Genomic DNA, 14,750 nt, shown 5'->3' with positions numbered 1-14,750 from the left:
AAGCCGTACCCGGGGTTACGCCGGTAGTTGCACTAACCGCATTTTTTATGGTTGTACCGGCAGTACCTGTAAGGGTTACGGTATATGTTGCTGTTCCTGCATTTTCATTTACGCTTGCTGGGCCACTTAATACCAGAGTAACCGCATCATCATCGGCAATATTTACTGTAGCGGTTGCAGGGGTAACGGTTATACTAGGATTGTTTGTTGCACTTGTAAAAGTTAACACCACTGTTTCATTACCCTCCACAATCTGATCATTGGTTACGGTAACAGGAACGGTAACCGTTGTCTGACCTGCAAGGATAGTTGCCGTATTTGTGATCGTTGCATAATCTGTGCCATTGGTAGCAGAGCCACCAACAGTATACGTAATCGTTGTATTGGTCGAACTGGCCGTGCTCATCGTAAACACGAATGAGCCATTGGTACCAGGTTCTGCGCCATCAGTTGTAGCTACGGTGATCGTAGCTGAATCATTATCTGCAATGTTTACAGTAGCAGTTAAGTCTGAACTGTTTGCAGATGTGGTAGTAGCTGGAGTAGTTGTATTATTAACAGATGTAATGGTTAATATAACACTTTCGCTAGCTTCTACAATATTATCGTCAAAAACCGTAACTGGAATTGTTGCTGAAGTTTGACCTGCCAAAATGGTTACTGATCCTGTTAAAGGAGTTAAGGTATTGTAATCAGTGCCATTAACTGCAGAACCTGCTATTGAATAGTTAACCACAGTGTTACCTGCAACCGCACTGGTTAGATTAACAGTAAAAAGGCCATTTGTAGAAGGCTCGGCAGCATTAGGCGTTGTTGCCACTATACTAACAGTGGCAGGAACTACTACCCCACTTGCAGTTACGATATTGTTACAGCCCACACCACTTGGCGATCCGTTACATTCTGTATCTGCGTTACCAGAAAAGGTAGGAGTACTCTCATCCGTAGCATCAGGATCAGAGATATCAGCCTGTCTAAGTATGGTTGCCCTTGCTGCAACTGTTGTATTGCTCAAAGCTGCTCCAACCGTACCGGTAATAGTATAAGTTACCTGCGAGCCGCTGGTCATGTTCAAGGTAGCAGCATACTTTGTGTTGGTGGTACTCGTTGCCGTCTGCGAAACGGTACCACTATTTACTGCTGATGTTGCCGATGTTACTACAAATCCATCTGGATATTCGAGATTAAAAATGGCACCAGTTACATCACTTACACTCGTTGAGCTGGCAATATTCCGTAAAACAACAGTATATGTTATACTAGTCCCTATTTTTGCAGTTGAAACAGACGGTGTAATACTTTGTACTGCTAAATCTGCTTGGGAAATAGTTGCCGATACAGCTTGAACCTGTTCGGCACTAGGAATATAGGTATAAGTATCCAATCCCCTTTCATTACCAAAATCTGAGAACCCCTGCCCGCCTGCTGATGTATATTTACCCCAAATGTGGCCATTGGTTGTACTGCTTAAACCCGATCCTGAAAGTGCGTTTTTCTTTGGCGAAGAAATTGTTGATGCAGCATTATTTGTTGCACTGGTCGGTGCAGTATTTCCAGCAAGTGTTACATCTGTATCATCCCAATATACAATATCTTTTGAAGGTACCTGATTATAAGAAGCATCAGTTTGTGTAATAATTATACCTTTTGGATTCACCTCAAGATCCAAAAACGGAAAATGGACTTCGGATGAAAATACCTGAACTTTTATTGTGTTTACAACTGTACCAGGTGGAACTGCTGCGCCGGGTAAAGTTGGGTCGAGTGCGGAACCAGCCCGGCCATCCCAATATACCTGTTTTGCACCTGCTGTACTCATTCGCCCCGTTATTACACGATCTATAAAATTGCCATTACCTGGAATGGTGATTTTATAAACACCAGCCACACTGGAAGTAAAGTTAACGTAAGCCCCCTTGTTACTTATCCTCGTGGAAGACCCTTCTACACCATTGAAACTAAAATTACTTACCTGGGGTGTGATGGGGGTAGCAAGCCTTAACCAGGTGCTGCTTCCATTTAAGGTTGCAGTGGCTGGAAGATCTGTACTTGGTTTTGTAAAGAAAATTTTATGCGTGATGTTATCCGCATCATCAGTTGTTGTTGGATTTTTAACAGGTGGAGTAGTCGAATAATTTAAACTTTTGTCAATAGTGTTACCTGCGCCACCAGCCAAGGTGGTAAAGCCCCTATTATTTGCAAAAAATGTAAAACCTACACCATTTTGACCATTATTATCAACATTATAAACATAGCCATCTTTGGTTAAAACGTTCAGCACAGAATGGAAACTTCTATTGTCTTCAAATGAAGATACCAAGTCAAGGGTTAGAATATTAGTGTAAACCCTACCAGGGATAAAAGCTGAATTGGCTGTATTTAGAACCGATACATCCCATGCTGCTATCGCTCCAGAAGCACTGTTATCACCATTAAAGGCACTTGTTCCTGTTGTATTTTGGGTCCAGTTATCATCATAGGTAATATCTTCCCGGTCTGTACCTGTAGCAGCAATGCCCCCTGGCGCTACAAATTCGACTTTAAAAATACCGGTTTCTCCAGCTGCAACCTGATAATAAACAGGCAGGTATCGATTACCTCCAGCAGCTTGACCAAATCTCCTCGGACCTGCAATTTCCGCATCCCTGTTCAGAATTTGTCCAGGAGCAGGATTAGCTGCACTAGGATTGTAAGTGGCAACTACTGTACCATCGGGCCTGGTAAGCCTGATAAAACTACCTGTACCGTTAATCATGGCACTACTTGCCATAGTGATACGCTCATTAACTGCAGCATATACGTAATGAACACCTAAGTTTGCGAATGGAAAGGAAGCGTTCGTGGTATTAGAAGACCTTAGTTTAGCCCTACCACCCACTGCCGTTCCATTGGTGACATCAGGATATAAATTGATACTTCCATCAGCAAAAGCTGAATTTACATTCGTAAAAAGAAGTACAATCAATAAAAACAGTACAGGCGCAAAATATTTACAATAACTGTTCGTTAAATAATTGTTAATCCTCGAAAAATTTCGTGCGGGACCACACAAAGAGAGTAAATTTTTATTCATACACGGGATGATAGAAGTTGCAGCAATAGGAATGTTGCCATTCCTACAATAACAGTTTGTCGGGTTTAAAGCCTACTTACGTAATCTTAAAACCTCTGGTTTTAAAAAATGTAAAAAAATGTTTTTTTTCCACTTACTCACATTTTGTTGGGCAAAGATATGTGATTAGGTATCATATTTTTTACTGAGTACACCAATTTAAGTATAATTAATTATACAAATTTCGGATAAATTGATTTTTATCAAAAGAAACATGTCACCATCAAGCCTATTCAGTGCTTTTAGGGTATGTAAATTTCCTCAGACATTGATCTGCGTCAATATTTTTCATACAACTTACAGCTCTACAACTGTTTAAATGGCACATTTTATGGCAATTTCGGTTTACAACTCAAAATTTCAATTAGTGTGATTAAGCTATCGCTGAGAATTGATATTCCAGATTTATTCGGACGCTCAAAACATATTCAATCTCCGCCAGAGAAAAAAGATAGAATTCCTGTTATAAAATTAGAACTGATAAAGTAAAACGATTTAGAAAGGATAAGGATTCATGGGATGAAAATTTTAAATACAAAGAGACCTTTCACCATGGCTAAATAGCGCTCCCCTATCTCCGCAATTTCAAAACATATTGAGTAGCAGACAGCAAGATAAGCCATGGTAAATTAAGACCAAAAACATTAGCTTTTACACCAAAGTTGGCGTGTATAAAACTTTACACACTGTGAAATGTTTATTAAGGTAAAACCGATATTATGAAAAGCGAAAAAAAAGAAACGGAAGGAAAAGACGTAAATAAAACCAAAGGTACTTCAGCCGGAAAGGCATCCTTTGATCAGAACGGAAAAGGCTCTTCAGATAAATTTGGTCAGGCAGGCTCTAATCCCAACGAATCAGGAGAAAGCGGAGCTGGTACAGTTAACAAAATAAGGAAAGATAAAAAGAGTAAAATACTCTTTTTATCTTTCGTAAATACTCATTTTTTCAGCAAGTTCGATTATGCTTTTGATCTTCAGTTTTTGAAAAAGCCTCAATTTATACGTACTAACTGTTCCCATTTGCAGGTTTAACTGGTTAGAAATTTCTAATACGCCAATGCCTTTTGTTAAAAGTTCTGCTACTTCTAATTCCCTGCCCGAAAGTTTGGTAAATGGATTATCTGCATCGTTACCCAAAATGCTGTTAAACATGTTTTCTTTAACATTTCTGCTCGAGTAACGGCTACCGGCCAAAATTGTGGTAATTGCAGTAACAATTTCTGATTCTTCGGCATTTTTGGTTAAGTAACCTGATGCACCAGATTTTAAATATGGAACCGCATAAATGTTCTCGTTTAATGAAGAGAAAACCAAAATTTTTGCATTTGGCTGAACCAATTTAAGTTGATCGATTACTTTGAGGTTATTACCTCCAGGCAAATTAACATCGATGATAATTAAGTTTGGAGATTTCTCTGTTTCAATCAGTGCCTGCTCTAATGTAGAAGCATGAATGATTTCTACACCCGACCAAAAGTCTGATATTAAACCTTTTAAACCACGACGGATAATTTCATGATCATCGGCGATGAGCACTGTAAAGGTGCTAGCGGCATTTTTTGTTTTCATTGTTTTTATAATATTCTGCAAGTTAATAAAAAGTTACTTTTTTGTACACTAATGTAATTTATTTTTTGTCGAAATGTGTAAATATTATTATACACAACTACACAGTTTTGTTTAAAACACCCTTGGCGTAGCCAATCGGATGTTCTGTTTAATAAACGAATAAGCAATAGAAATCTCATGCGTACCACTGCTATAGCCCTGCAATGGCCCGATTGAAAAATCGTAGCCATAACCGATCCTGATCTTTTCGGAAGGAAAAAGCTGAATTGCCGCCACAGCAGAGTTTCTTGGCGTAAGGTCTTTCTGCAGGTAACTTTTATCATACAGCTTTACACCGGTACGGTAAGAACCGCCAACCCATAAAAAATCTTTGATCAGTAAAAAGGCATTCAGATCCAAACTCGTCGGACCGCCACGGTCGTCCTTCAATAGGAATGAGGGTTTGATCTGAAAGTCCTCAGAAAGCGGGAAAAGTGCGCCGGCTGTTAGGTAATAATGCGGTTTGGGCTGTGGGATAAAGGCGTAACGGTCGATATTGATGTAGGTGGCAATCAGGTTATCTACCGAGAAGCCCGCATAATATTTGTCGTTGGCAAAGTACACCCCTGCCCTTGCATCGGGTACGATGGTGCTCTGCATGCCCACCGGCTGGTTGGGCTCGGGATTGTTCGGGTTCAGCATGGAACCATCAATGCCCAGCTGCACCATGCCCACACCAAGGCCAAGGGCCAGCCTCGAGCTGCCATCATCGTTCATGGGGATGCGGTAGGCATAGTTGCCGTAAATGCTCAGGTTGTTCTGTGCACCCAGTTTATCGGCCGCCATCTGCAATGCCAGACCCACGTTGCCGCTGTTGGCAATGGCATCTACCGCAAGCGACATAGACCGCGGGGCACCGGTAATGCCTGTCCACTGGCTACGGTAAAAACTGTGCACATTGAGCACTTCCTTATAACCGGCATAGGCCGGATTGATATAGATCCCGTTGAACATGTACTGGCTGTACTGCGCATCCTGCTGTGCAGATGCGGAATGCCAGAGCAGCAGAAACGAACCTGCAACTAATACTACTAATTTCTTCATCATCTCAGTTCCGTACTTAATTCTTAAATGCCCTGATTAAAGTGATGTACCCTTTAAATACTTTCTGCTCACTGCCACCCGATTTTCTTACCCTCAATAAATAGTAGTAAGTACCTTCGTTCAGTCCCTCGCCCGTCCAGTTGTTCTGGTAGCCTTTAGCGTGGAATACTTCATTGCCCCAACGGTTCACGATGGTCAGTTCATTCTCCGCAAATTCAGCCAGTCCGTTAATTTCGAAAGTATCATTTCTACCATCTCCATTTGGTGTAAACAGGTTCGGAATCAGCAGGTCATCACCCGAAATGATCGCAGCATCGGCTAAAACCGTATTGTTATTCATGGCCGGATCTGGCTGATCGCCTTTTACTGAAGCCGAATTGTTCAGCGTACCCGAAGCAAGCGTTCTCGATTTGAAGGTTAAGGTAGCCGTTTGATTCAGTTCCAGATTTCCAACCAGCCACACAAAATCTCTTGTGCTTGTGGTGTACGTTGTTGTTCCGGTAGTAACCGTAATCTCTTTTGGCGCATCAATAATGGTAGAAAGCCTATCGGTAACAGTAACGCCGGTAGCCCTGTTGGCGCCTTTATTGGTTACGGTTATTTTATAGGTTACATCCGATCCTGTTTTGATCTCGCCTTTGGTTAACAGCTCTTTGGTAATCACCAGATCTGCTGATTTATCTACATCAACTTCTGCTATCGGGTTTATGGTTAGTCCGGTTGGAGCTGTCATAACCGCTACGTTTTTGATGGTGTTATAACTGTTTACATCAGGTGCTACTTTTGCATCGAAAGTTAAAACCGTACTCGAGTTCGGCTGCATGTTAATGGTCCATTTTAAGGTGTTGCCCATTGCTGTACCATAGCCAGAAACAGAGCCTGGCACATAGGTTAATCCTGCCGGAAGCTCATCGGTAATGGTTACACCGTTCAGTGCAGCACCTCCGCTATTGCGCACCTGCAACGAATAAGTTAAAATTTCGTTCGCCTGTGCCTTACCATCTTTATTGCCCTTGGTATCGGCCACCGATTTGCTTCCTTCCAATTTACCTTCGGTAGGTATAGAAACGGCTGGGTTTAATGGCGATGTGATATTGGCTGGATCGGTTACCGTAGCGATATTGCTGATGGTTAAAATACCCGATGGGATAAGCGCATCAACAGTAACTTTGAAACTTACCAGCACCTGTCCGTTGGCCGGCACGGTTAAATTGCTCCAGTTCAATACATTACCTAACAATACACCGCCCTTATCGGCACTTGCTGCAACGTAGGTGGTATTTACCGGGATGGCATCGGTTATTTTAACGCCAGTTCTGGTGCTAGAACCATTGTTACGCACAAGGATATTGTAGGTTAATACTTCGTTTGCCTCGGCTTTACCATTATTATTGGCATCGGTAACCGTTTTCGCACTGGTAATTTTTGTCAGTTCTAAAATAGTAGGACTATCGTTATCTTCAGCTGTACCCGATACATCCGAAATTTTATTTCCGGCAGGGGTATTTGCAGTAAGCGTAGCCGTATTTGTTACCGAGCTTGCATTTTTTTCAGCTTGTGTAATGGTATATACTACAGTGGCAACAGCAGTTTCGCCTGGGGCAATACTTGATGGCACAAAAGTAACCGGACCTGAAATTTTAGCATCTGCCAGGTTGAAGCTTGATAAGGTAACATTACCGGTATTATTGGCCGTAAAGGTGTAGGTAATGGTATTGCCATCGGCACTTAAAACGCCTTTTTTCACCAAGGTAATGCCCGGATTTTCAGGAATTAAATAAACTGTAGGGTCATCAAGTGCTAAGGTTTTCGGATTATCAGACACTTTCGACAGCTTATTTCCTGCTCCATAACCTGCCACCAGATTGGCCTGGTTTACAAATTTACCGTAATCAATTTCTGGCTGGGTTAAAGTATGTCTGGCCAAAATCAATGCCGTTTCTGCAGGTTCTAATTTGCTGATTATCGAAGGGGTAATACTGCCCGGATCGGCACCCTGATCGGTAACCACAATATTGGTTAAGGTGATGTTTCCGGTGTTGGTAACCTCAATGTTATATTCGATAACTTTTACCACACCTGCCCCACTTGCAATCAGTTTGGTAAACCTTACGGATGGGTTTGCCGCAATTGCGGTAAAGGTTGCATCATCTGCGGCAGCTGTTGCCGGATCGTCAGATACTTTGGTAATGGTATTGCCTTTTGCATCTTTTACGGTTGCGTTAACCTGATTGCTAAATCCTCCGGCATTTACATCACTTTGTTTTACCGTGTGCCTGGCCGTGATATTAATGGTTGCACCAGGCAATACTGAAGCAATGGCAGATGGCGTTAAACTTCCCGCATCGGCATTGGCATCGGTTAAAACGATATTCGATAAAGTAACATTTCCGGTGTTTTTAAATACTATGCTGTAATTCACTACATCGCCGGCTTTGGTTACCGTATTTGTAGCCGATTTTGTTAAGATAAATGCAGGTGAAGCCATTAATTTGGTCACGGTAGCATCATCAGCAGCAGTAGTGGCCGGATCGTCGGATACTTTGGTAATAGTGTTGCCCTTGCTATCTGTTAACTTTAACACCGCTTGGTTGGTAAAACTGCCCTGATTGATGTCGTTTTGCGTTAGGGTATGTTTAGCCGATACGGTAACGCTTGCGCCAGGCAATAACTTATCAATATTTGCAGGACTTATGCTTCCAGCATCAACAGCGGCATCGCTTACCGTTAAATTGCTTAAAGTGGTATTGCCTGTATTGGTAATGGTGAAGGTATAACCGATAGATTCGCCAGCTTTCGAGCCTACCACAGTAGCCGCTTTTGTAAAAGTAAAGGCTGGTGTAGTTACGAAAGGTGTTACCGTTGGGGTATCGTTATCCGATCCAGTTCCTGAAATATCAGTAACCGTATTTCCCGCTGGTGTTTTAGCCGTTACAGATGCCGTATTGCTTACCGCCCCTGCATCTTTATCATTTTGAGATAAAGTATAAACCTGGGTGTGGGTAAAGCTTGCACCAACAGCTAAAATACCTGTGAAAGTTTTATTCAAACCTAACTTATTATCAACTGCTACAACATCAGATAAAACTACATTACCAGTATTTACAATTTTGAAAGTATAAGTAATGGTATTGCCATCAGCACTTAATGCTGCAGTTTTAATTAGGGCAATTTTACCTTTCAGTATTGGTGTGCTTACCGATTGCTCATCGTTTGATTGATCAGGATCGGTTGTTCCAGGAGCTGCTGCCAATGAAACTTTGTTTACTAAGCCTGCGCCGGTAAAACCAGCTGCAACACGGCCATTAACGGTTAAACTAACCTGTCCGCCAGCCAATAAATCGGCTGCCAGGGTAAAGGTATTTGCTGCCGCACTATAGGTTCCACCAACGGCATTATAGGTAATATTTTCCAATCCTGCCGGAAGGTTTTCTATCAGGCTGATTGATTTACCACTTAATACGGTTGCCGGACCATTGTTTTTAACGTTGATGGTATAACTGATGGCTCCATTGTTTTCTACGCCAGCTACATCTGCGGTTTTGCTTACCTGAAGATCGGTTATCCAGTTTGGAACAGTTACAGTTACTATCGCAGTTGATGATTTAGCTGGATCTAATTTATCGGTAATTTGATAGGATACATGATAAATACCCGGTACTGTATTGGTGGCAACATTAACTTTTCCAGTGGCAACATCTATGGTTACATTAAGATTATCGGTTGAAATCTGCGTAATCGAAACAGTTCCTAGAGTGGCTGTTGATCCATTATTGTATTCATCATTAACCAAAATATTATTCACTGCTGTTCCGCCAGTGAAACCGTTTATTGTTCCCGCATCGTCTTTAGCCAAAATGGCACCAGTGCCAACTGTAACGCTTACAGTAGCCGTTTTAACCTGACCAGGGTTCAGCTTGTCTTCAATCTGGTAAACCAGCGTATAGCTACCTGCCGGTGTGTTCGGTGCAACGTTCACTTTTCCGGTGGTTACATCTAAGCTGATATTTGGATTGGTACTTGAAACCTGACTTAATTTTACCTCGTTCAAGGTAGCCGGGTTACCGTTGTAGGTATCGTTTGCCAGTACATTTTCTACTGCCGTACCACCGCTAAAGCCGTTTGCATTTCCTGAATCGTTTGTGGCTGCCAAAGCGGGCGCAGCAACCGTAACGGTTATAGTAGCCGTTTTAACCTGACCAGGGTTCAGTTTATCTTCAATCTGGTAAACCAGCGTATAGCTACCTGCCGGTGTGTTCGGTGCAACGTTCACTTTTCCGGTGGCTACATCTAAGCTGATATTTGGATTGGTACTTGAAACCTGGCTTAATTTTACCTCGTTCAAGGTAGCCGGGTTGCCGTTGTAGGTATCGTTTGCCAGTACATTTTCTACTGCCGTACCACCGCTAAAGCCGTTTGCATTTCCTGAATCGTTTGTGGCTGCCAAGGCAGGTGCAGCAACCGTAATGGTTACAGTAGCCGTTTTTACCTGACCAGGGTTCAGTTTGTCTTCAATCTGGTAAACCAGCGTATAGCTACCTGCCGGTGTGTTCGGTGCGACGTTCACTTTTCCGGTGGTTATATCTAAGCTGATATTTGGATTGGTACTTGAAACCTGGCTTAATTTCACCTCGTTCAAGGTAGCCGGGTTACCGTTGTAGGTGTCGTTTGCCAGTACATTTTCTACTGCCGTACCACCGCTAAAGCCGTTTGCATTTCCTGAATCGTTTGTGGCTGCCAAGGCAGGTGCGCCGACGGTAACGGTTATAGTAGCCGTTTTAACCTGACCAGGGTTCAGTTTATCTTCAATCTGGTAAACCAGCGTATAGCTACCTGCCGGTGTGTTCGGTGCAACGTTCACTTTTCCGGTGGTTACATCTAAAGTAACGTTTGGATTGCTGCTTGAAACCTGGCTTAATTTCACCTCGTTCAAGGTAGCCGGGTTGCCGTTGTAGGTATCGTTTGCCAGTACATTTTCTACTGCAGTACCACCGCTAAAACCGTTTGCATTTCCTGAATCGTTTGTGGCTGCCAAGGCAGGTGCAGCAACCGTAATGGTTACAGTAGCCGTTTTTACCTGACCAGGGTTCAGCTTGTCTTCAATCTGGTAAACCAGCGTATAGCTACCTGCCGGTGTGTTCGGTGCGACGTTCACTTTTCCGGTGGTTATATCTAAGCTGATATTTGGATTGGTACTTGAAACCTGGCTTAATTTCACCTCGTTCAAGGTAGCCGGGTTACCGTTGTAGGTGTCGTTTGCCAGTACATTTTCTACTGCCGTACCACCGCTAAAGCCGTTTGCATTTCCTGAATCGTTTGTGGCTGCCAAGGCAGGTGCAGCAATCGTAATGGTTACAGTAGCCGTTTTTACCTGACCAGGGTTCAGTTTGTCTTCAATCTGGTAAACCAGCGTATAGCTACCTGCCGGTGTGTTCGGTGCAACGTTAACTTTTCCGGTGGTTACATCTAAGCTGATATTTGGATTGGTACTTGAAACCTGGCTTAATTTCACCTCGTTCAAGGTAGCCGGGTTGCCGTTGTAGGTATCGTTAGCTAGTACATTTTCTACTGCAGTACCTCCAGTGAAGCCGTTTGCATTTCCTGAATCGTTTGTGGCTGCCAAGGCGGGCGCAGCAACGGTAACGGTTACAGTAGCCTGTTTGATTTGGTTTGCATCTAACTTATCTGCGATTTCATAAATCAAAGTATAAACTCCTGCCGGGGTATTCGGTTTCACTTCTACCTGACCCGTTGCCACATTAAGTGTAACATTTGGATTAGAGGTAGAAATTTGTGAAAGATTTACCTCATTTAAAGTTGGTGCTGTTGTGGTGCCATTGTAGCTATCGTTTGCAAGCACATTACTAACAGCCACCCCTCCTACTAAACCGTTCGCATTTCCGGCATCGTCTTTAGCTATTAAAGCACCCGAAGCAACTGTTACCTTAATAGTAGCGGTTGAAGTTTTGCTTGCATCCAGTTTATCGGTGATGGTATAAGTTAAGGTATAAACGCCTGCCGGGGTATTCGCGCCAACGCTTACCGCGCCTGTTGCAGGGTTGAGCGTTACCTTGCCATTGCTGTCGTTGGTGCCATTGGTGATGGTCACATCTGCCAAAGTTGGAGCAGCCGTGGTTCCATTATAGGTATCATTGCTTAAAACATTCGCTACCGCTGTTCCGCCGGTTACCGAGTTCGCTGAACCGGCATCGTCTTTGGCCAAAATTGCGCCTGAAGCAACAGTCACTTTTACCGTAGCGGTTGAAGTTTTAGAAGCATCAAGTTTATCGGTAATGGTATAAGTTAAGGTGTAAACACCTGCCGGGGTATTCGCGGCCACACTTACCGCGCCTGTTGCAGGGTTAAGCGTTACCTTGCCATTGCTGTCGTTGGTGCCATTGGTGATGGTGACATCGTTTAATGTCGGTGCTGTTGCAGTTCCATTGTAAGTATCGTTCGAAAGTACATTCGCTACAGCCGTTCCGCCGGTTACCGAGTTCGCTGAACCGGCATCATCTTTGGCCAAAACCGCACCAGAAGCCACCGTCACTTTTACCGTAGCGGTAGAAGTTTTGCTTGCATCCAGTTTATCGGTGATGGTATAAGTCAGGGTATAAACGCCTGCCGGGGTATTCGCGGCCACGCTTACACCGCCTGTTGCAGCGTTAAGAGTTACCTTCCCATTGCTGTCGTTGGTGCCATTGGTGATGGTGACATCATTTAATGTCGGCGCTGTTGCAGTTCCGTTGTAGGTATCGTTCGAAAGTACATTCGCCACAGCTGTTCCGCCGCTTACCGAGTTCGCTGAACCGGCATCGTCTTTCGCCAAAATTGCGCCTGAAGCCATGGTCACTTTTACCGTAGCGGTAGAAGTTTTGCTTGCATCAAGCTTATCGGTGATGGTATAGGTCAAAGTGTAAACACCCGCCGGGGTATTCGCGGCTACGCTCACCGCGCCTGTTGCAGCGTTAAGCGTTACCTTGCCATTGCTGTCGTTGGTGCCGTTGGTGATGGTTACATCGGCCAAGGTTGGAGCAGCAGTGGTTCCGTTGTAAGTATCGTTTGAAAGTACATTCGCAACAGCCGTTCCGCCGGTTACCGAGTTCGCTGAACCGGCATCGTCTTTCGCCAAAATTGCGCCCGAAGCCACGGTTACTTTTACCGTAGCGGTAGAAGTTTTAGAAGCATCCAGTTTATCGGTGATGGTATAGGTCAAAGTGTAAATACCCGCTGGGGTATTCGCGGCCACGCCTACCGCACCTGTTGCAGGGTTGAGCGTTACCTTTCCGTTGCTGTCGTTGGTGCCATTGGTGATGGTTACATCGGCCAAGGTTGGAGCAGCAGTGGTTCCATTATAGGTATCGTTCGAAAGTACGTTCGCTACCGCTGTTCCGCCCGTTACCGAGTTCGCTGAACCGGAATCGTCTTTCGCCAAAATTGCGCCCGAAGCCACGGTTACTTTTACCGTAGCGGTAGAAGTTTTAGAAGCATCCAGTTTATCGGTGATGGTATAGGTCAAAGTGTAAATACCCGCTGGGGTATTCGCGGCCACGCTTACCGCACCTGTTGCAGGGTTGAGCGTTACCTTTCCGTTGCTGTCGTTGGTGCCATTGGTGATGGTTACATCGGCCAAGGTTGGAGCAGCAGTGGTTCCATTATAGGTATCGTTCGAAAGTACGTTCGCTACCGCTGTTCCGCCCGTTACCGAGTTCGCTGAACCGGCATCGTCTTTCGCCAAAATTGCGCCTGAAGCAACAGTCACTTTTACCGTAGCGGTAGAAGTTTTGCTTGCATCCAGCTTATCGGTAATGGTATAAGTTAAGGTATAAACACCAGCCGGTGTATTCGCGGCCACGCTTACCGCGCCTGTTGCAGGGGCAAGCGTTACCTTGCCATTGCTGTCGTTGGTGCCATTGGTGATGGTGACATCGGCCAGGGTCGGAGCAGCAGTGGTTCCATTATAGGTATCGTTGTTTAAAACATTTGCTACAGCCGTTCCGCCGGTTACCGAGTTCGCTGAACCGGCATCATCTTTCGCTAAAATTGCGCCCGAAGCCACCGTCACTTTTACCGTAGCGGTAGAAGTTTTCGAAGCATCCAGTTTATCGGTAATCGTGTAAGTCAGGGTGTAAACGCCAGCCGGGGTATTCGCGGCCACGCTTACCGCGCCTGTTGCAGGGGCAAGCGTTACCTTGCCATTGCTGTCGTTGGTGCCATTGGTGATGGTGACATCGGCCAGGGTCGGAGCAGCAGTGGTTCCATTATAGGTATCGTTGTTTAAAACATTTGCTACAGCCGTTCCGCCGGTTACCGAGTTCGCTGAACCGGCATCATCTTTCGCTAAAATTGCGCCCGAAGCCACCGTCACTTTTACCGTAGCGGTAGAAGTTTTCGAAGCATCCAGTTTATCGGTAATCGTGTAAGTCAGGGTGTAAACGCCAGCCGGGGTATTTGCTGCAACACTCACCGCTCCCATTGCAGGGTCAAGCATTACCTTGCCGTTGCTGTCGTTCGTACCGTTGGTGATGGTGACATCATTTAATGTCGGTGCTGTTGCAGTTCCGTTGTAGGTATCGTTGCTTAAAACATTTGCTACAGCTGTTCCGCCGGTTACAGAATTTGCAGAGCCTGCATCGTCCTTCGCTAAAATCGCGCCGGAAGCCACAGTCACTTTTACCGTAGCGGTTGAAGTTTTGCTTGCATCCAGCTTATCGGTAATGGTATAAGTCAAGGTGTAAACACCTGCCGGGGTATTCGCGGCCACGCTTACCGCACCTGTTGCAGGGTTAAGCGTTACCTTGCCGTTGCTGTCATTCGTACCGTTGGTGATGGTGACATCATTTAATGTCGGTGCTGTTGCAGTTCCGTTGTAAGTATCGTTGTTTAAAACATTTGCTACAGCCGTTCCACCGCTTACCGAGTTGGCCGAACCGGCATCATCTTTCGCTAAAATCGCACCGGAAGCAACAGTTACCTTAATAGTA

General features: G+C 44.5%; 4 protein-coding genes. All 4 read right to left on the bottom strand.

The annotated features are described in order from the left end of the window. A partial coding sequence (locus ACS5PU_RS16135; RefSeq protein ID WP_439460189.1) for a beta strand repeat-containing protein occupies positions 1-3,073 on the bottom strand: 3,073 nt, incomplete at its 3' end. A 962-nt stretch (positions 3,074-4,035) separates the two neighbouring features. Further along, positions 4,036-4,683: a response regulator gene (locus tag ACS5PU_RS16130; protein ID WP_439460188.1), complete on the bottom strand. Its 648-nt coding sequence runs from the start codon at positions 4,681-4,683 to the stop codon at positions 4,036-4,038. Between the two features lie 111 nt (positions 4,684-4,794). Beyond that, positions 4,795-5,769, bottom strand: a complete 975-nt coding sequence (locus ACS5PU_RS16125; RefSeq protein ID WP_439460187.1) for a PorP/SprF family type IX secretion system membrane protein — start codon at positions 5,767-5,769, stop codon at positions 4,795-4,797. 13 nt (positions 5,770-5,782) lie between these two features. After that, positions 5,783-14,750: DUF7507 domain-containing protein (locus ACS5PU_RS16120; protein WP_439460186.1), on the bottom strand; the 8,968-nt coding region annotated here is incomplete at its 5' end.

This window comes from Pedobacter sp. GSP4, from assembly GCF_051857575.1.
Classification (GTDB): Bacteria; Bacteroidota; Bacteroidia; order Sphingobacteriales; family Sphingobacteriaceae; genus Pedobacter.
This window is presented reverse-complemented; position numbering and strand designations above follow the sequence as displayed.